This is a genomic window from Rhizobium sp. NZLR1, assembly GCF_017357385.1.
Lineage (GTDB): Bacteria > Pseudomonadota > Alphaproteobacteria > Rhizobiales > Rhizobiaceae > Rhizobium.
The window spans coordinates 2,798,200-2,817,527 of record NZ_CP071632.1; the positions used below are offsets into that span (position 1 = coordinate 2,798,200).

The 19,328-nt window shown below is 60.8% G+C and carries 18 protein-coding genes and 1 pseudogene; 8 read left to right on the forward strand and 11 right to left on the reverse strand.

Annotation, left to right across the window (positions count from 1 at the left end; all coding sequences use genetic code 11):
• Together J3O30_RS13990 and J3O30_RS13995 are read right to left on the reverse strand one after the other, a co-directional pair.
• A complete protein-coding gene (locus tag J3O30_RS13990; protein WP_207580904.1) occupies positions 1-597 on the reverse strand; it encodes a demethoxyubiquinone hydroxylase family protein in 597 nt (198 codons plus the stop codon).
• 101 nt (positions 598-698) lie between these two features.
• Positions 699-2,582 (reverse strand): ABC transporter ATP-binding protein, encoded by a 1,884-nt coding sequence (locus J3O30_RS13995; RefSeq protein ID WP_207580905.1) that lies wholly within the window; start codon positions 2,580-2,582, stop codon positions 699-701.
• Between the two features lie 237 nt (positions 2,583-2,819).
• On the opposite strand from J3O30_RS13995, the gene J3O30_RS14000 reads away from it, so the two are divergent.
• Positions 2,820-3,221 (forward strand): GFA family protein, encoded by a 402-nt coding sequence (locus J3O30_RS14000; protein WP_207580906.1) that lies wholly within the window; start codon positions 2,820-2,822, stop codon positions 3,219-3,221.
• Positions 3,222-3,306: 85 nt separating this feature from the next.
• Here J3O30_RS14000 and J3O30_RS14005 read toward each other — a convergent pair whose 3' ends face one another.
• On the reverse strand, positions 3,307-3,780 hold the full coding sequence (locus J3O30_RS14005; protein WP_207580907.1) for a VOC family protein: 474 nt from the start codon (positions 3,778-3,780) through the stop codon (positions 3,307-3,309).
• 256 nt (positions 3,781-4,036) lie between these two features.
• Between J3O30_RS14005 and J3O30_RS14010 the strand changes: the two genes are divergently transcribed.
• Complete coding sequence (locus J3O30_RS14010; RefSeq protein WP_207580908.1) at positions 4,037-4,639, forward strand: histidine phosphatase family protein; 603 nt, start codon at positions 4,037-4,039, stop codon at positions 4,637-4,639.
• A gap of 169 nt (positions 4,640-4,808) precedes the next feature.
• On the opposite strand, the gene J3O30_RS14015 is transcribed toward J3O30_RS14010, so the two are convergent.
• Together J3O30_RS14015 and J3O30_RS14020 are read right to left on the reverse strand one after the other, a co-directional pair.
• Positions 4,809-5,813 carry a carbon-nitrogen hydrolase family protein gene (locus J3O30_RS14015; RefSeq protein WP_207580909.1) on the reverse strand — a complete coding sequence of 335 codons (1,005 nt, stop codon included), beginning with the start codon at positions 5,811-5,813 and terminating at the stop codon, positions 4,809-4,811.
• Positions 5,814-5,993: 180 nt separating this feature from the next.
• Positions 5,994-6,422: a VOC family protein gene (locus J3O30_RS14020; RefSeq protein ID WP_207580910.1), complete on the reverse strand. Its 429-nt coding sequence runs from the start codon at positions 6,420-6,422 to the stop codon at positions 5,994-5,996.
• Positions 6,423-6,618: 196 nt separating this feature from the next.
• On the opposite strand from J3O30_RS14020, the gene J3O30_RS14025 reads away from it, so the two are divergent.
• Both J3O30_RS14025 and dapB read left to right on the forward strand, forming a co-directional pair.
• A complete protein-coding gene (locus tag J3O30_RS14025) occupies positions 6,619-6,834 on the forward strand; it encodes a hypothetical protein (RefSeq protein ID WP_207580911.1) in 216 nt (71 codons plus the stop codon).
• A 129-nt stretch (positions 6,835-6,963) separates the two neighbouring features.
• Complete coding sequence (gene dapB / locus J3O30_RS14030; RefSeq protein WP_207580912.1) at positions 6,964-7,734, forward strand: 4-hydroxy-tetrahydrodipicolinate reductase; 771 nt, start codon at positions 6,964-6,966, stop codon at positions 7,732-7,734.
• A 201-nt stretch (positions 7,735-7,935) separates the two neighbouring features.
• Here dapB and J3O30_RS14035 read toward each other — a convergent pair whose 3' ends face one another.
• Positions 7,936-8,868: an ornithine cyclodeaminase family protein gene (locus J3O30_RS14035; protein WP_207580913.1), complete on the reverse strand. Its 933-nt coding sequence runs from the start codon at positions 8,866-8,868 to the stop codon at positions 7,936-7,938.
• Between the two features lie 196 nt (positions 8,869-9,064).
• Positions 9,065-9,577, reverse strand: a complete 513-nt coding sequence (locus J3O30_RS14040; RefSeq protein ID WP_207580914.1) for a GNAT family N-acetyltransferase — start codon at positions 9,575-9,577, stop codon at positions 9,065-9,067.
• 1,228 nt (positions 9,578-10,805) lie between these two features.
• On the opposite strand from J3O30_RS14040, the gene J3O30_RS14045 reads away from it, so the two are divergent.
• On the forward strand, positions 10,806-12,221 hold the full coding sequence (locus J3O30_RS14045; protein WP_207580915.1) for an aspartate aminotransferase family protein: 1,416 nt from the start codon (positions 10,806-10,808) through the stop codon (positions 12,219-12,221).
• Between the two features lie 174 nt (positions 12,222-12,395).
• Here the strand turns inward: J3O30_RS14045 and J3O30_RS14050 are convergent, their stop codons facing one another.
• Positions 12,396-12,818: a TIGR02594 family protein gene (locus J3O30_RS14050; protein ID WP_207580916.1), complete on the reverse strand. Its 423-nt coding sequence runs from the start codon at positions 12,816-12,818 to the stop codon at positions 12,396-12,398.
• Between the two features lie 638 nt (positions 12,819-13,456).
• Here J3O30_RS14050 and J3O30_RS14055 point away from each other — a divergent pair.
• Positions 13,457-14,459, forward strand: a pseudogene (locus J3O30_RS14055) (KUP/HAK/KT family potassium transporter).
• Positions 14,460-14,527: 68 nt separating this feature from the next.
• On the opposite strand, the gene J3O30_RS14060 reads toward J3O30_RS14055, so the two are convergent.
• A complete protein-coding gene (locus tag J3O30_RS14060) occupies positions 14,528-16,108 on the reverse strand; it encodes a Na+/H+ antiporter (protein ID WP_207580917.1) in 1,581 nt (526 codons plus the stop codon).
• A 15-nt stretch (positions 16,109-16,123) separates the two neighbouring features.
• Positions 16,124-16,360 carry a hypothetical protein gene (locus tag J3O30_RS14065; RefSeq protein WP_207580918.1) on the reverse strand — a complete coding sequence of 79 codons (237 nt, stop codon included), beginning with the start codon at positions 16,358-16,360 and terminating at the stop codon, positions 16,124-16,126.
• 75 nt (positions 16,361-16,435) lie between these two features.
• Between J3O30_RS14065 and J3O30_RS14070 the strand changes: the two genes are divergently transcribed.
• Together J3O30_RS14070 and J3O30_RS14075 are read left to right on the forward strand one after the other, a co-directional pair.
• Positions 16,436-17,212: a protocatechuate 3,4-dioxygenase gene (locus J3O30_RS14070; RefSeq protein WP_207580919.1), complete on the forward strand. Its 777-nt coding sequence runs from the start codon at positions 16,436-16,438 to the stop codon at positions 17,210-17,212.
• Positions 17,213-17,403: 191 nt separating this feature from the next.
• Complete coding sequence (locus J3O30_RS14075) at positions 17,404-17,682, forward strand: nodulation protein (RefSeq protein WP_207584333.1); 279 nt, start codon at positions 17,404-17,406, stop codon at positions 17,680-17,682.
• 24 nt (positions 17,683-17,706) lie between these two features.
• On the opposite strand, the gene J3O30_RS14080 is transcribed toward J3O30_RS14075, so the two are convergent.
• The gene (locus J3O30_RS14080) at positions 17,707-19,197 is read right to left on the reverse strand and encodes a right-handed parallel beta-helix repeat-containing protein (RefSeq protein WP_207580920.1); all 1,491 of its coding nucleotides are present in this window, start codon (positions 19,195-19,197) and stop codon (positions 17,707-17,709) included.
• Positions 19,198-19,328 lie beyond the last annotated feature (131 nt).

Sequence of the window (19,328 nt, forward strand, 5' to 3'; positions counted from 1 at the left end):
CTATCCCTTCCCCGCACGTGTCATTTCGGCGCGCATCCAGCTCGAGTCACCCCAGGTGGAGAGCCAGATCATCAGATCGGTCAGAGAGCCGATGACGGGCAGGAGCAAGGCGTGGTTCAGGCCCCGTCTCCTTTGACTGTCCTCAGCCTTCCTCAGATGCGCCAGCTCCTGTTCCTGTATCGAGGCGATCAGGGCGTGAAGCTCGGGATCGCGCTTGGCGAGGAAGGCCAGTTGGTCTTCGAGATGGCGGTGGACCGTGCTTTCAACGGCCTCTGTGCAGATCCAGATCATGTTGCGCCCGCCAAGCGCCGTCAGGATGCCGAGTACGGAACCGCCGAGGCTCCAGAAGGCCATGACGCGGCAGGGCCTGGCGCGCCTTGCAGGCATTGCCTCGCGAAACAGCCGGCAATGGTCGATCTCGTCCTCACGCATCTCTTCAAGCGCCGGCACGATGTCGGGAAACAGCCGCCGGGCCATCAGGATCTGGGCGCCATAGATCCTGATAGCACCGAACTCGCCCGCATGGTTGACCTTGAGAATGCGACGGATGGTGACATCGGCGTCGCGCATTCCCGAGTTGCTCGACGGATTGATCATGACCACCCTGCCCCGGTTCCCTTGCAGGCAATAGGCAGGAGTGCCGCCGTGATCGTCAAGGGTGCGTCGACTCAGTCTGCCGCGACAAAAAATTCAACGACTCAGTCAGCCCTGGGTGAGGCCGGAAATGCTTCAACGATGTCTTCGGGAATGAAGCCGCCGGTCTGGCGTTTCCACAGGCGGGCAAACAGGCCGTCGCCTTCGGCTAGTTCGTCCGGACTGCCCTCCTCCACGATCCGCCCGCGATCGAGCACGACGATCCGGTCCATCCTGGCGATGGTCGACAGCCGGTGGGCGATGGCGATCACCGTCTTTCCCTCCATGACGAGGTTCAACCGCCCCTGGATGGCGGCTTCGGATTCGCTATCGAGCGCGGAGGTCGCTTCGTCGAGCACCAGGATCGGCGCGTCCTTCAGCAGAACGCGGGCGATAGCGACACGCTGGCGCTGGCCGCCGGAGAGCTTGATGCCGCGGTCGCCTACGAAGGCGTCATAGCCCCTGCGGCCCTCGCTGTCAGTCAGATCAGCGATGAAGGCATCGGCGCTCGCCATCTTCGTCACCCGTTCGATTTCGTTCTGCGTCGCCTCTGGACGGCCGTAGCGGATATTGTCGCCGACCGACCGGTGCAGCAGTGCGACGTCTTGCGCGATCACCCCGATCGCGCGGCGAAGGCTTGACTGCGTGACCGCCCGGATGTCTTGCTCGTCGATCAGGATCGAGCCGTCGCCGATGTCGTAGAAGCGCAGGAGCAGATTTGCGAGCGTGGTCTTGCCGGCGCCGGAGAGGCCGACCAGACCCACCTTCTCGCCGGGCCGGACCGTCAGCGACAGGTCGTTGATGACAGGCTTGCCTGACTTGTAGGCGAAGTGGAGGTTCTCGAAACGTATTTCGCCGCGCTGAACACTGAGCTCGGTCGCATCCGGCCGGTCGGTGATCGTCGGAGGTGTGGTCATGACGGGCATGGCGTCCTTGATCGTGCCGATCGCCTGGAAGATCTGCTGGCCCATCTGGAGGAAGACGAAGATCTGCGACGACAGCCGGTTGAGGATGTAGACCGCTCCGACGAACTCGCCGACCGTGAGGAAGCCTTTGACAAGGCCGGAAAATCCGATCGACAGCATGGTCAGCCACAGCAGCGTGTTGAGAATGACGACAGTCACTTCCGACGACCGATAGATACGCTGTTCGCTGTGCTGCGTCTGCACGGTCCTCTGGATGATGCGGCGGATGGCGCCGGCCTCGCTGTCTTCGGCCGCAAACTGCTTGATCATCTGCATGTTGGTATAAAGATCGGTGATGGCGCCGGCGACCAGGCTGCGCTGCTTGGCGGTGCGGCGCGAGCGCTGGACGAAGGTTGGCACGATCCTGGCGGTGAATGCGATGTTGAGCGCGATCCAGACGACGACAGGCAGGGCAAGCTGCCAGGCGAGTGCGCTCAGCAGGATCACAGAGCCCACCAGCTGCATCAGGAAGCGCGGGATGGACTGGAAGCCGGCAAGGATCTGCTGCTGGACGGCGGAGGATACCTGCGAGAGGCGTGAGGCAACCTGGCCGGCATAGAGATCATGGAAGAAGGCAAGGTCTTGCCGCTCCACCGCCTTATGTCCCTGCCATTGAATGGCAGCCGGCATGCCGATGCCTAAAGTATGCGAGTTCAGCGTATTCAGCATGAACGACACGATCGGCATGACCGGAAAGATCAGGAAGCCGAGAACGGTCAACAGCAGCCATTCATTGTGCAAGAAGGCGGCGGCGCCCTGTTGCGTCACGCCATCGACGATGACCGAAAGCCCCCAGACGATCGTCAGGTTGATCAACTCGAACACCATGGAGCAAAGCGCAAGCGCGATCAGCACGCCACGGAACATCGAGATGAAGTGCAGGAGCACCGTCACCGGACCTTTGGAAGGCAGCGGCCGGTAGGGAATGTCGAGCGGCCGGATCAACGTTTCGAAGGGACGGTAAATCGCATCGGAAATCGACATGGGCCGCTCGGATCAAAATTGGGAGGAAGCGTGGACTCGGACTACGCCAAGTCGTATGGGATCATCTTTTGGCCGCCATCTCAATTAGAACTTTTATAAATTGACCAAACGGGAATATCGCCAAAACAGAGCCTGGCGAGCGCGGGACAGCGAGCGCCCGAAAGCCCCAATTGCGGTCGTCGCGCCATTGAGGCAGGATGCCGTCCTTGAACAAGAAGCAGGATTGAACTGACGCTCATGCTGACGGGCTCATGTCATTGCGGCAAGGCGAGTTGGACACTTAGAGGTGATCCCGGCTCGATCACCGCCTGCAACTGCACTCTCTGCCGCCGCTACGGCACGCTCTGGGCCTATGATTACGAAGGAGAGCGTATCGCTCTCAGCGGAGAAACCGCCTCCTATACCCGCTCCGGCCGGGAGACCTCGTCCCTCGAAATCTTGTTCTGCCCATCCTGCGCCTGTGTCTTGAGCTGGCGCGGCCTGCGGCTTCAAAAGGATGGCCGCCGGCGCATGGCGGTCAACATCCGGCTTGCGCCGCCGGATCTGGTCGCCGATCTGCCAATCGATCACTTCGACGGCCTGGATACGTTCGAAGATCTTCCGTCCAAAGAGCGCTGCGTGCGCGATCTCTGGTTTTGACAGCCTGTCCCGTTTCCGAAGGACCCTGGAAATGTAGGTCAATCTCACCGGACCCGACACTCCGGAAAACCTACTGCGTGAAGGTTCAGCCGCGCCGAGCCGCCTCGAGCGCCGCGACGTCGATTTTCCTCATGGTCATCATCGCATCGAAAACCCGCTTTGCCTGGTCGCCACCTGCCGCGAGCGCTTCGGAAAGGATACGTGGCGTAATCTGCCAGGACACACCCCATTTGTCCTTGCACCAGCCGCACTCGCTCTCCTGGCCGCCATTGCCGACGATGGCGTTCCAGTAGCGGTCGGTTTCCTCCTGGTCGTCGGTTGCAATCTGAAATGAAAAGGCTTCGTTGTGTTTTAACGCGGGACCGCCGTTCAGGCCGATGCAAGGAATACCCGCAACGGTGAATTCAACGACCAAGACGTTTCCCTGCTTGCCATCCGGATAATCTCCCGGTGCACGAATGACGGCGCCTACGGCACTGTCTGGAAACGTCGCGGCATAAAAGCGGGCAGCCTCCTCGGCGTCTTTGTCATACCATACGCAGATCGTATTCTTCGCCATTGCGCGGTCCTTTCGCTCTTCGTTTCGCATTTCCTTCGTTAGATATGAGGCAAACCGTCTTTCTCCAGCCCATGGTAGCAATTTCTCGGGAGGGACTGCCGAGCGCTGCCAAGCGGACGCAAAGAGCCGATAAAAGAGGGCCTGGCTCTCCGGATCGCGCCAATTGCAGTCATCATTGATCTGTAGCATGGCTGCACCGTCCTCTTCGCTTCAATAAACCCCTCATTGTTGCATTGATTTGCCTGGAACAACGCTGATGATTTTCCTGCTTCGCCATGGCGAGACCATTTGGAACAGCTTAGGCCGCTTCCAAGGCCAGAAAGATTCATCCCTTACGGAGCGCGGTATCGAACAGGCCGAACAGGCGGCGAAGCTTCTGAAAAAGGAAGTCGCAGGCACCGAGCGTTCATTCCAACTCCAAGTTAGCCCGCTAGGTCGAACGAAAGAGACTGCGGCTCGAGTGAAACGGATATTGCCTTTGGAATCCCACCAGGAACCGCGGCTGATGGAGGTGACCATCGGCTGTTGGGACGGCATGACCAAGTTCGAAATCGACAACGAGTTTCCGGGAATGCTGGACGGGTCCGACGCTTTTGATTGGTATTTCAAATCTCCCGACGGAGAAAGCTTTGATGCTGCCTGTGCCCGGGCGAAGGACTGGATCTCAGGCATACGCGGACCGACAGTCGCGATTTCTCACGGGCTGTTTGGCAGATTGGTCCGCGGTGTCTATTCTGGCCTTTCAAAACGAGAGATGCTGGAACTGCCCGTTCCCCAATACGGATTCTATCGCCTTCGCGACGGCGAGTTCAGTCTGGTAGGCGCTTCGGCCGAAACGATATCCGACGTCGTTGCGTAACAAGGGTTCATGCCTGGTGACCGCCGCGGCCCGCCAAAATTCATTGCGGATTTATAGCGCGGCTCAATGTCGGAGATCGACACCTCCGACTTGCAGCAGCGTCTCGGGCACGCCTCACCCCTCGAGGCCTTGCTGGCCGCCTCGGGGTGAGGTTCGACACGACGTGGCTCTAAAACATATCCCGGCCGTCGCTGCGCGGGTCGCCGGCAACGCGATGCGGTTCGTAGAGCCCGCTCCGCGCCTTGCGCCGCCAAGGACGGGAAAGATCGCCGGGATTGTCGTCGATATCGGCGACCGATATCGCGGCCGTGCCATCCGTAGGGCATTGCGCCGCCCATCGGCCGCCAGGCGCGACGATCGCTGAAGAAGCAGGATCAGCCTGACCGGGATGGGCGGGGATCGAGAAACTGACCCAGTAACTATTGCTCGCCGCATGCCCTTGCGCCTCTGCGGCGAAAGACGGTTCAGTAGCCGGTGAACCGCCTGTCGTCGAAAACAGCACGCAATGGACGTCTAGCCGCTCGTATTCGCTAAAAATCTCTGGATAGTGGCATTCCATGCCGAGCGCGCAGCCAAAGCGGATGCCGTCGACCTCGAAGGTCACAGGAATCGACCCCGGCGTGTACATGAAGGAAATTTTGGTGTTGGACAGCAGGCGTTCGTCATAGCGCGTCACCAATTCGCCGTGGTCGGAGACAACATAGAGGCTGTTGTGCGGTCGATGCGGTTCCGTCAGCGGATGTACTGAGCCGATGACCGTCCAGAGCTCGAGTTCGCGCGCCAGCCTGCGCGTTGCATCCAGTTCCTCACGCAGCACGGCCCATTCGAACCGCCGCCAATCGGATGGCCCGATCTCTCGCGGCCCGATTTCCGACATGATGCGCTTGTTCGGCGCTGACGTCGCACCTTCGGGAAAGTGCACGAGCCGTGCCCCCGCCTGCCGCGCCTGCCGCATCAGCAGGCGAATCTCCTGACCACTGCGGCGGAGCTTGTCGATGTCACGGGGATCGTCTGCATGAGTGGTCTGCGCCACAGCGAGACGCAGGCGCCTCACCTCGGGCGCTACGTCTTCCGCCGAGCTGGGCAGCAGATGCATGCGGGCGGTGGTATAGGATTCACCCGTCTTGGCGGCGCGCGCACGCACCCGCCGCTTGAAATTTCCATTCTCAGTCATATCAGGGCCTCTCACGTTCCGGACATCGTTCCCCAGCAACAGGCCCGAAACATCAGGACCAAAGTAACGACCCGAGACGAAAACCCCTTTGCCTCCGGTTGAAGACCCTGCTGGGGAAGGTCTGGGGAGGTTCGGCGTTAGGCCACGCCGAGTTAAAGATGCCGAGGCGACCGCGATTCGTCAATTCGGGGAGCGGCGGGGATCCCTCGGCGCCGAAGCCCCTACTTCGGGCCTGCCTTGATCCACTCGCCACGGCGGATCGACGCGGTTCGATCCGGCGAAATAAAGGATGATGCGATTGCTGCCGGGGTCGAGCAGCTCCGCCTCGCGCCAGAGCCAGCTCTTGTCCTCGGGTCCGCTCACAAAGTGAAGGCCGGCCTCACTAAGGCGGCCGACCGTCTCGTCTAGGTTCTCACACTCGAAATAGACTGTGGTTCCCCCACCGCCGCTTTCACCCTGATGCAGGGAGAAGGTGCTGTCCCCGTCGGGACAGACGAAGCGCGCATACCGAGGACGGGCGTCGACGACGGGCCTGAGACCGAGGACGCAGTAGAAGTCCCAGCCCGCATCGAGGTCAGGCATCGTAACGGTCACCTGGTTCAAGCGCATGATCTTTCCTCACCGGTCGAGTTCGCTCAAAAGTATGCGCCGCTTCTGGCACCAAGAAATTCATAAAAACAGAGACCTAAAACCATCGCATGAATCATATTCTAGACGACACGCTTTTTGTGTCCTCGACACAAAACTCGTGTCAGACTGCTCAAGCCACGGGTAAGCCTGCGCGCCGATCGAGAGGGCAGAAGCCATGCACAAGTTCACCGTATCAATCACCCGGGAGATCGAGGCAGATACTGCCGAGGAGGCTGCACTGCTCCTATATCAGGAACTATCAAGAGGACCGGTCCCTGACCGCTATGCGGTCACCGACGAGACAAGGGTGACCAGGGAGGTGAAGCTGGATCGGGAAAAGGCCGATGAATTCGCCAGCATTGATCACACCGCCGACCCCGGCAACTGGTAACGTCAGGCAGCCACAGGAGACCCGGCTTTGCGCCGGCAGCCGAATGCGGTAGTTGCAAATCCCCTTCTCCGGCGCGAATGCCGGATGCAAACAGCCCTCCCGTCGGAAATATCCCAGCTAGGAAAGACCGTGAACTCATCAATCAAAATAGCCGTCGCTGGTGCGAACGGCCGCATGGGTCGTGCCATCCTGCCGCTGCTGGCAGCCGATCCGACTTTTGCGTTCGTCGGCGGCATCGGTCGTGAGGGCTCTGCAGGCGCCGGGCTGATCGACCGATCGGATGCGATCGCGGAGGCCGATGTGATCCTGGATTTCACGACGGCAAGCGCTGCCGCCGAACTTGCCGGCTTGTGTGCATCAGCCGGCGGTCCGGCGCTGGTGATCGGAGCGACGGGTTTCGAGCCGGATGACCTCGACCGGATCGCAGTGGCTGCCCGGACGATTCCGATCCTGCGCTCTGGTAATTTCTCCATCGGTTTGAACATGCTGGTCGGTCTCGTCGCTCAGGCAGCCCGCGCCCTTCCCGCGCATGGCTGGGATATCGAAATCCTCGAGGCCCACCACAACAGGAAGATCGACGCGCCGTCCGGCACGGCACTGATGCTCGGCGAAGCGGCCGCCGAGGGCCGCGGCGTTTCCCTGGCATCCGTCGAGCGGCGCGGGCGCGACGGCATCACCGGCGAGCGGCCGCCCGGCGAGATCGGCTTCGCCGTCTTGCGCGCCGGCGGGCTGGTAGGAGAACACAGCGTGCTGTTTGCCGCCGCCGAGGAAGTCATAACACTTTCGCATTCGGCTCTCGATCGCGGCATGTTTGCCCGCGGCGCGCTTGCCGCCGCCCGCTGGGTCGCAGGACGCGCGCCCGGCGAATACGGCATGCGGGATGTCCTGGGTCTGGAGTGAAGGAGCGAATGGACAGGGTGAACAGAGGCTTGAAGCGCGTCCTTGAATCAGATTCTGAGCGCATCTCTGGTTGCCGCACGGCCAGACGTTGGAGGATGTCGTGCCCTCTTATTTGACGTCGTAGATATCCCTGCCTCGCCTCTTACTCAACGATAACATGAATAAAAACAAACGCTTAAAGCCGCGCCCCCGAATCAAAGCCTACACCGACACCCCTAACCTATCGAGGATTGCCGAGGCGACGACGACTTCGGTTCCGGCCAGGCCGACCGAGCAAAACAGCGTCGTCTCTCCAAGCGATCCTCGCCCCGCCGTCCTCCCGGCAATGATGTCGGCAAGGTCGGCCAAACGATCTTCGTTGCCGGAGCCGGCGAGGAAAAAGGGCGAAGCGTAGGCGTGGGCCTGTTCGGGAGAATCCGTCGCGATTACCGCTGCGGCATCAGCGACATCCAGGCCGAGCTCGTATCCCCGAAGCGTTTTCGGGCCGACGGTGTTGACATGCACGCCGGGCTTCAGATCCCGCGCATGGACGACGGGCGTTTGGCTCGTCGTCGCGCAGATGACGATGTCGGCGTCATCGACGGCTTCGCAAGCGTTACCGACAGGGTCCACCTCCAGCCCCAGGGCGTGCTGCATTTCGGCCGCGAAGGCGGCGCGATTTTTCTCGTCGCGGCTATAGACGCGGGCACGGTCCAGTTTTCGAACGGCGGCGGCTGCGGCAAGCTGAGTTCGCGCTTGCGCGCCGCTGCCGAGGATCCCAACGATCCTGGCATCAGGCGCGCTGAGATGGCGGATGGCGAGACCTCCGATGGCGCCGGTCCTGAGGTTGCCGAGGCGTTCTCCGAGGACGATGCCCTTGAGCCTGGCATCGTCGGCCGACCACACCGCGACGATTTGCGAATGCTCCGTCCCGCCGAATGTCTCATAGACCCGAAAGCCCGCGAGCGGTTTGTCGCCAAGGATACCGCCGACGGTGAAGACGAGATCGCCTTGATCGGGAAAGGACACATGATGCCGGGGCGGAGAGACCAGCCGATTGCCGGCTCTCGCGAGAAAAGCGGTCTCGAGCGCATCCATCGCCACGCCCATCAACGCACTGCCGGCCAGATCCTCGTCTCTCAGAATCTTCGTCACGGCAAACCTCCAGCCCAAAGCATGTCGCGCAAAAGTGTGCAGCGGTTTTGCGGCAACGACATGCGCAAAAACAACGAGCTAAAGCGCAAGGAGCGATTCTGAAAGATCGCGACGCGCTTTAATGCCGGCATCCTGCGACCCCAACCGCGCTTGAGGTCAATAGATGAGGTAAAGGGGTTTGAGCTGAATTTCCCCGTCAGGCCCAATCGACCAGACGGCGAGCCATTATAACGTCGTCGATCTCCCTGCCCTCCTCCAGAACCCCGCCGGGGATCCTGCCGATCTCGGAGAAGCCCTGCCGCTGGTAAAAGCGGATTGCCGCGGGGTTTTCCGCGCTGACGAACAGTTCCAGTTGCCGAATGCCGAAGTCGCCTGCGTGATCGGAAACCGCCTCCAGCAGCTTTCCAGCGAGACCCGTTCCGCGCAGGTGGGCGCGGATATAGACCATGATGATCGTCGCGCGATGGGCCATCTTGCTCGAGCGCTGCCGCAGCAGGCCCATTATACCGACGGGCTCATTATCCTGAAACGCAATGAAAACCGGCTCGTTCAGGCGATTGCGCCACTCCTCGTCGGGCAAGATCTCCCAATCTTCGTAGCGGCTCGCAAAGGAGGACGGCTCGGCGCGTAGCGCTTCCAGGCGAATACGCCGGAAAGCCTCCACTTCGTCTGCCTGGATAAGCCTGATCGTCACGCCGCTCGCATCCATCGGAGACCTCCTCGGAAATCTCAGCTACGTCATTACAGAGGGCTCCGGCCGATGCAAGCCGACGCGATGACTTCGATTCCTGCTCCTATTGCGCCACCCCTCGCGCCAGCGCCTGAGAGAGCGTCATCCTGAGGCGCCTGCACGGCTCGAAGGACGAGGCGGGTGCACTGACGTGGAAAGAATGCAAGAAGCCGCTGCGGTATGTCCATCGAGGCTCCGCCCTATGGGCTACGCGCCTCAGGATGAGTTGGAGGATGCCGCGCATATGCTAGCCGGCGCAGAAGGATGCACGCGCCTCCAAGGAGACCTCACTCTGAGTCGCGCCCCGCGAGAACCTCCAAGGGCGAGGCCGATGCTCCGCTGGCGATTACTCCGCCGAAGTTCCGACCCGGCCGCCCTTCCGGACGCCCGATTGATTGAATGGCATGACCACCGGTTGGTTCGATGGCCGGAGGTCCCATTGATCGGGCGGCTGGACGGCTGGTTGGTCGGTCGCCGGTTCGCGCGTCGACCGAACGACCAGCTCATCCGGCTGTTCGCTCGGCCCAGTCGCCATTTGATCGGCTAACCTGGTCGGCGATTGATCGGCTGACTCGGTCGCCGATGTAGCGGCTGACACGGTCGCCGATGTAGCGGCTGACCAAGCGGTCGCTTGATCGCTGAGTCTGTCCATTTTGAAGGGTGCAATCTGATGGATGAAGACGAGAAGAATTATCCCGACCATAGAGCACACCAGCGCGTAGACAACGAAATACTTCAATGCATATCCCTCGCTGATTGGCAGAGCGGCCTTGACAGCGGCGCGAATGATATTTCCACATTATTGAATGATACTTGGTAAAATGCAATAGATTTTAAGCAGATGTTAATAATTTCAGAAATGAACAGCATATTGTAGGGTGGTTATTGGAGAGAATAAGAAGGCATCTCCCGCTATGCTCGATTTATCTTAAGCATCCCGGTAAAGGCGAGACGTGCGCCGAAGGCGGCTGCCACTCAAATCCTCCTGTATGTGCCAGGACTTCGCGGGGCTACAGCTCTCGCACTCGTAGCAACGACGATTTCGGGCAGTGCCCTGGGCAGGAGCGCTCGGCATACTGTGCGCCAACCTCAATATGCGTCCTCGAGGCGCGCAACGACAGCGCCGGCGATATCGGCTAAACTGCCTTGATAGAGCAGTTCGCTTTGAGCGGCGGCCCTTCAGGATCGACGACAGAAGGGGATCCGCATGTCGGCAATCGCATCTCTGTTTCAGGAAGCCGCTCGGCTTGCGGCCGCGTTCCGGCAAGCAGCGCCCGCCCGCCATGTGCCCACTCACGACTACGCCGCCTCCCTCGCCGCTTTCGACGAGCCGCTGTCGGCCGCCGGTTCCGATATGCTCGATGTCATCCGGCAGCTCTCGGATGGCGCCGAGCCCGGCCTGCACGCGACGACCGGCCCGCGTTTTTTCGGCTGGGTCATCGGCGGCTCGCATCCGGTCGGTGTCGCGGCTGATTTCCTTACCAGCGCCTGGGGCCAGAATGCCGGAAATCATACTGTCGCTCCGGCCGCGGCCGCCGTCGAGACCGTTGCTGCAAGATGGCTTCTCGATCTCCTGAAGCTGCCGGCCGAAAGCTCGGTCGGCTTCGTGACGGGCGCGACCGTGGCGAACTTCACCTGCCTTGCCGCCGCACGCGGCGAGGTGCTGCGCCAAGTCGGCTGGGATGCCGATGCCAATGGCCTGTTCGGCGGGCCCGAGATCACCGTGCTGATCGGCGACGACGCCCACACGACGGTGTTCTCGGCGCTGCAATTCCTGGGCCTCGGCCACGATCGCGTGCTGCGCGTGCGCACAGATCCAGTGGGGCGGATCGACCTGGCCGCGCTGACAGGCACGCTCGATACGGTCTCCGGTCCCGTCATCGCCATTCTCCAGGCCGGGCAGATCAATACCGGCGCCTTCGACGACTTCGCCGCCATCATCCCCCTCTTGAAAGCGAAAGGCGCCTGGGTGCACGTTGACAGTGCTTTCGGCCTCTGGGCGCAGGCGTCAGTGAAGACCAGCCATCTCAGCCGCGGCATCGAAGCGGCCGACAGCTGGGCGACCGACGGCCATAAATGGCTGCAGACGCCCTATGATTGCGGCTATGCGATCGTCCGCAACGAGCTCGCCCATCGCCGCGCCATGACGATCGCCGCAAGCTATCTGCCGCTCGCCGGCGAAGGCGAACGCGATCCCTCCCATTACGTGCCGGAGCTTTCGAGGCGCGCGCGCGGCTTCGCCACCTGGGCGATGCTGAAACATCTCGGCCGCGAGGGTGTGGCCGCCCTCATCGACCAGTGCTGCGCCTCGGCGCGGCTGGCAGCCGATCTGCTTGCTCGCGAGCCCGGCATCGCCATTCTAAACGAGGTGACGCTGAACCAGCTCGTCATCCGCTTCGGAGCCGACCTGCCCTCCGAAGAAGGCGACGCCCTGACCCGAAAGACGATCGAAAGGATCCAGGCCGACGGCATGATCTTCGCCGGCGGCGCCAAATGGCGCGGCCGCGACGTGTTGCGCCTCTCCGTCACCAATTTCCAAACGACATCGGATCATGCAGAACTGGCGGTGGAGAGCATCATCACCGCGTTCAGGAGTGTCAGCGGCAATTCCTATCCGCGCTAACCTGCAATTGCGTCCGTCGCCAATCCATTGCCTTGCAGAGTCTGGCCCCTGGCACGGCGCGGCGACACAAGCCGCACCCTCTCTCCCACCTCATCCTTGCTGAGGTGCCCGCAGGGCCTCGAAGGACGAGGTCGGCCACCGGCCACGCGCGCGCACTCGGCCTGCAAGCCGGCATCATCGTCGCACTGCGACGACCGAACTGGCGCGATACCTGGACAATTGCACCCGGTTGGATTGATTGCCTCCGAACAGGTAGACGTACTGTCGGCGCTGGTCGATGTGATCGAACAGGCTGACATGGAAGCGTCGGCCGCTTCGGATCACCACCACGTCTCCCCGCCTGGCTGAGCGGAAGAAGACCGGCCTGCCGAAATTTTTCCAGGATATCGCCATATTAGGATTGGGCGGCGGCTGCCGGAAAGATCGCTTGGCGACAAAGGCCAGGAACGCCCCGCACCACGAAACCCTGCGGGGATTGATGCTGAGGAAGGAAATGGAGCGTTCGTGCATGCTCTTGTACTTGGATGCCGTGCCCAGCATGTCCGCCTCACAGGGCACGGCAAGCACCGTGAGGACGATGACGAGAATAACTTTCATAGTTACCCACCATTGTTTGTATAATGTTGAAATTCAGAAATGTGGCAAAGAATAAATCAGGAGCGGCAACGTAGGTGCCAATTATGGCGTGATTTAGAAACAACTAATACTGGCATTTTGGCGGCAAGAATTTGTCCGAAACGAGACCGAAAATCACCCAGTGCAAGCCATCGATCTCGGATGGACACGACCATCGCAAACCCGGCAGAACGCATATTTTGCAGGCAAGTTGGCTAGACATCCGCTATCCGAACGAGGTTCATTCAGAGGCGACGCACCGCACCCCGCAAGTGCTTGAGCGCCAAGATCATTCGCCAGGGAGTTGACGATAGTGTGCGATTTTGGTTGTCACCTATACGAGCTACATTCAGGATAACTATGAATAATACTTTAGATGCGCCAAGTAATACAGTGCACATGGCTCCAATCACCCAGCAAAAGCCGGTAATCACCCCTGCCGGCTACGGACATGAATGCCCCAGGACAACCGACAGCCGCCGCGCGTGTTAACCGTATGGTTGCACCGGTTTGGGCGTCCTGACTGCTCACAAAAAAATCGCACGCCACATCAATTTACTTGCCGTTCTGCAATGCGGCATATGTTTGTGTTCAAGGCCAGGTGGCATGAGCGGGGAACCATGACGTCGACACATGCAGACAGAACGGGTGAAGGTACCGGCCGAAAGGGCTTCGTCGGGTTGGTCGTCGGCGCGATCGGCGTCGTATATGGCGATATCGGCACCAGCCCGCTCTATGCCCTTCGTGAGGCGCTGAGGCCCTTTGCCGCCGATGGCGTCCACGAGGCCGAGGTCGTCGGCCTCATTTCGCTGATGGTCTGGACGCTGACGATCATTGTGACCTTCAAATATGTGCTCTTCCTTCTCAGAGCGGACAATGATGGCGAAGGCGGCACGCTTTCGCTTCTCGCCCTGCTGATGAAGACTCGTGCTCGCCGCCGTCGTGCTGCTGCCGCTCTTCCTCATCGAAGTCCTGTTCCTGGCAGCCAACCTCTTGAAAATCTACGATGGCGGCTGGGTTCCGGTCGCCCTTGCGCTGGCGATCATGATCCTGATGTGGACGTGGACCCGAGGGCAGGCCTATCTGAAGCGGCTGCGTGCCAACAACGAGATCCCGCTCGATTCCTTCATAAGGTCGATCGAACGAAAGTCGGACCATTCGCCGGTCACCGTTCCGGGAACGGCGATTTTCCTGACCAGCGTTCCGGATCGGACGCCGAATGTTCTGCTCCACAATCTCAAGCACAACCACGTGCTCCACCAACAGAACGTCATCCTGAGCGTCTGGACCGAAGACGAACCTTATGTTCCGGACAGCCGCCGCATTAAGATCAGCCAGCTCTCGCCGCGCTTTGTGCGGCTTGATCTCACCTTCGGCTTCATGGACGACCCCGATGTCACCCGAGCGCTCGCCCTCTGCCGGGAGGGAGGGTTCAAGTTCGAGATCATGAAGACCTCCTTCTATCTCGGCCGCCGGAACCTCGTCAGGACGCCGAACACCGGACTGCCCGGCTGGCAGGAGCGCATATTCATGGCGCTGGAAGGCTTGGCGATCGATCCCTCCGACTATTTCAACCTGCCCTCGAACCGTGTCGTCGAGCTCGGTGAACAGGTTGCCATCTAGAGCGTGGCAGCGAAGAGAGCTCCGACAGTTGGCCCGCTTCGCGAGCTCCACGCGTGAGACACTGAACGTCAGGCCTTGGCCGAGATCGCGCTCAGCTCCTCGAGATCGAGATCGCGTTCCAGCTCGTCCAGCGTCTCGTCATCGATGTCGCCGGCGCGGTGGAGACGAATGAGTTCCCGTCGCCCTGTCGCAACCGCTTCGAGAACGACGTCAAAATGAGCATGGAGCAGCGGCACGTAATGCTCGGTTCTCTCGGCGTAGTCGACGATGGCTGTCGCCCTGCGCTGATAGCGCTCCAGCAATTGAGGGTGGATGAGCTTTCCCTCTGCGTCATATGCCAGGTTTTGGACGATCCCGAGCTGCACCTGTGCCATGGCGGCTTCGGCCTGGCTCATTGTCAGGCGCGCTCTTTCCGTCTCCGGCGCCAGCCGCGCCCAAGCAATCACCCGCCCCAATGTCGTGCCCTGCACCAGCACGGTTCCGAGAATGACGGCGAAGGACGTGGCGAGGATGAAGTCACGGCCCGGGAAATCCTCGGGCAGGCTCAGCGCCAAAGCGAGCGTGACCACCCCGCGCACGCCTGCCCAGCTCAGAACGGTCGCCCCGCCTGCTCCGAGCGGCCGGGCACGCGTGAACCCGAGCGCTGCACACGACCTGATGACGAGATCGGAGGCGAAGACCCAGGCGAAACGCGCGACCACGAGTGTCACGAGGATCGCCAGCATCGGCAGTCCCATCGTCGCGATCACAGTGTTAAAGCCGCCGCCGCGTTCGACGACATCCCGGAGCGACAGCCCGATCAGTGTGAAGACCGCCGCCTCCATAAGGAAGATCATCACCGTCCAGAACGAGGTGCCTCGCATGCGCGTCGCCGCTGAAAATACAGTGTGCTGGTGCCAGGAAGCGATCAGGCCCGTGGTAACGGTGGCGATGACGCCGGAAACATGCAGCAGTTCGCCAAACAGATAGGAAATCCAGCCGAGCAACACGGTGGCGGCGATGATAAGATAGTCGTCGCCGAGATGCCGGATAAGTTTGACCCACGCCGCTCCGATCACGATGCCGACGATGGCGCCGCCGAGCGCCAGCACGAAGAAGTTACCAACCGCCTCCCCCGCGCTGAAGGCTCCCGTTGCGGCGGCGGCAACGGCAAAACGGAAGAGAACCAAGCCGCTCGCATCGTTGAGCAGGCTCTCGCCTTCCAGCAGAATCTGAAGGCGCCTTGGCAATCTTACGCGCTCCAGCACGGCGCGCGCTGAAACCGCGTCCGGCGGCGCAACGATCGCGCCCAATGCCGCGCAGGCGGCCCAGGGAAGTGATGGAAAGATAAGATGGACGACAACAGCCACGACGGCGCAGGTGAAGAGTACCGCGCCGACGGCAAGCGAGGCGATCCCGATCATATGGCGCCGCAGCCGCGACAACGCAATTGACCAGGCGCCATCCATCAGCAGCGGCGGCAGGAAGATGACCAGCACCAGCTCGGGATCGACTGATATCGCCGGCAGCCCCGGCACAAAGGCCAGCAAAGCGCCCCCGGTCAGCAGCGCGACGGACGGCGGCAGTCCGAGCCTGTGGGCAGCATAGTGCAGCGCGATGATCGCCAGAAACATCGCGATAACAAGCTCGAATAAGTGGGTTGGTTCCATGTGCCCTGCCCTGGCTCAGCAACGAATGTCGGATGCCTGCTCCAAAGAGTTACAGCGACGTTGCGCATCTGAAAAGACGCGCCGCGCTGTAAAGGTTGCAAGATCGGAAATGGCTGTTTTGGTCCAGATGCGGCCGAAGATAATTTCCGCCTCTGCCATCAGCGGCCGACCAAGGAGGATATCTGGCAAGCCTATAAGACGCAGCGGGAGCTCGTTGATGGCAAGATTGGAGACTTCGGCCCAGGTTGCCATCAATCATTGTCTGGATTTAATTGGAACTTCCTGCGCATCCTCCTTACACGCTGCGTCTTCAAGAAAGGAAGACATATGAAAAGGCGAACCCTCGTGCTTGGAGGTGCGACTATTGTCGCTTCAACCGTGGCTGCGGCAGCCATCTGGCCACGGCGGCATATCACCGTTGCCGCCAGGACATTCGACTGGAAGGGAACGGATTTCCTGAGCGGCGGCACAAAGTCGGTCGCATTGGAAAAGTTGCCTGCGCCGCTCTTCCGCAGCCGTCCGAATTGCATCGTGACCACCGCCCAGACCCTTGGCCCCTGCCATGTCAACAATATTCCGGCCCGTCAGGACGTCTCGGAAGGAAAGGCGGGGCTGCCGTTGCGGCTGGCCGTGCGCATCGTCCATGCCGCCGATTGCCGCCCGGTCGAAAATGCCGATATCGAGATCTGGCATACCGATCATCGCGGCGTCTATTCCGGCCGCGAGGCGGCCGACATGTGTACGCTCGGCGACGCCGAGGCGGTCGGCGGGCTCGCCTTTCGCGGGCGCCAACTGACGGATGCTGAGGGGCAGGCAAGCTTCCTGACGGCCTATCCCGGATGGTACAAGGGCCGCACGCCGCATGTTCACTGCCGCATCCTGGTCGAAGGCAAGGAGCTTCTCGTCAGCCAAATCTATTTCGACGATACGCTGAGCGACATCATTTATGGCGAACATCCGGACTATCTTGGACGCCCTCCCCGCGATACCCGCACTGAAGCCGACGGCCTTATCCCAGAGGATGCCGCCGATCACATGTTCGATTTCGAGAAGCTCGACGGCGGCGTGCTTTCCGCCACCATCACGATCGGCCTCTCCTCCTGAGCGGACAACCCAGGGAGAAAGCCGCCAATCGCCAGCGGTTGACCAAGTGCCTTTCCAATTCTGGCGCGCAATGCCGGGCTCAGCGGAAGACACGCGGCGCTAATCTAATTCCGCATCCGGCATGAAACCAGATGCAGCATTCCTTCGTACTAACTCTCGACAGCAGAATACAGGCAGCGAGGGTCGATGGCATGGTCAGGAATGAAGGTGTAGCACACATCACCCGGCAGGTCGCCGAACAGGGGCTGGCCAGGCTGATGATGAGGCTGCCCGCGACGAGGGCAACGATCCGAGCGGCCGCGGCGAGCCAGCCCCATCTTTACGAACTGTGCGGAGCCTATGGCGAGGCCTGCGCCGTCCTCGATCGCATGCGCAAGGATATGTCGGCCGATCCGGCGATCATTACCGAATACGAGATCATCTGCGCGGAAATCGAAATCGACGTCACCGGGATCCTGCTCGGCGACTGATGAGTTTGCCGCCGGCATCCCCCGTCACGTCAGCACGCCATCCACATGGATGGAAATGCTCAGCGTATCCGTGTCGAAATGATGCGCGACCCCATCGGAGATCTTATAGAGGAAAGTCTCGCTCACGTTTCCGCTAAGCCCGGCAAGCTTCGTCGTGTCGAGCGTGTAGCTATAGTCGCCGTGATCGTCGACATGGATGCTGCCGTATTGGCCGGTCAGCGTCAGGCCATCCTTGCCGACGACCTCGCCCCCGAAGCGGCGAAGCAGCAGGGTCCCATTGGCCGAGCTGTCGTTTTCAAGGAGATTGCCATGATGGGCGCCATCCGTGTCGGCTGAGATTTTCAGGCTGTCATGGGTTGCGACAATCGCCGGGGCCGCGTCCACGTGCGTCGTATCTGCCGCAGTGAGACTATCGTGAGCGAAAAGCGTCGCCTGGGCCTCGTCGAGCGTCGTGTTGTTGCTGACCGGAAAGGTGTTCGCCGCGATGATTGCCGGCGATATGCTGTAGGGCGTAACGTCGCTTGCGATGACATTATCGTGGAAGGCGCCGGATGCAGGTCTGTCGACCTTCAGCGCTGCCTGCGACAGGTCGTCGAAGACGTTGTTATGGATATCGATATCTTCACGAATATAACTGGTGGTGCCGGCAGCGCTGACCGCCACGCCCCATACGCCGTCATGGATATAATTGCCCGAGATATCATAATCCCGCGTATCGCCCTGGTCGCCGAGACCGATGGCGTAGGACCAGCTGTAACCGCCATATCCTGAAATGTCGTTGTCATGGATGGCAATATTCGTGCCCGCCTGAGCGCTCACCCCGAAGCCGCCGCCAACCAGCGTGTTATCCTCGATTAGGGCATTCACAGGCCTGATGAGCGCCAGCACGCCCTTTGTGCTGATGGCACCCGTCTGGTCGAGAACATTGCCGCTGATCAGGATGTTGCTGCTGTCGTTCATCTGCACGGCGTCTGCCGCAGTTCCATGGGCGTTGGTGACGGTATTGTTGATGAGGGTGACGCCGTTGATCTTCTCGATCCAGATGCCGTCGCCGTTCACGTCGTTGATCGTGCTGTTTTCGATGGTGATGTTCGAGCCGGTTCGGAAGGTGACGGAACCGGCCTTGCCTGCCAAGCCGGTGTGATCGACCTCGACATTGCGCACCGTCCAGTTCGAAACACTGCCGCCATAGATGGCTGCACCGCCGGTATCCGAAATCTTGATGTTCTCGATGACGATATTGGAGGCATAGAGGCTGTGAATGCCGTCGCCGGGACTGTGGATGACGGGCGCATCGCCGACCCCGTAGCTGCCGATGGTGATCGGGGCGCTGACGGTGCCGGAATATTTGAGGTCGAGCTGGTCGTTGTACACGCTACCGGCAGCGAGCAGCACACTGTCGCCGGGCTGTAGCTTCAGATTTTCCACCGCCCAGAAGGACGCAAAAGGCGTGTCCTCGCTCGTTCCGCTGTTGCTATTGGCCCCTGTTGCCGAGTTCACATAATAGACTGTCATATCGCCTTGTTCTCGCATTGTCGCGCAGCCCTCTGGATGAGCGGCGACGAGTGGATCGGATGCGGTCGGGGCGAAAGGCTGGAGGGCCTTCTATGCCATACGGCGATAGACAGGCCTTTGGCCTGCCTTGC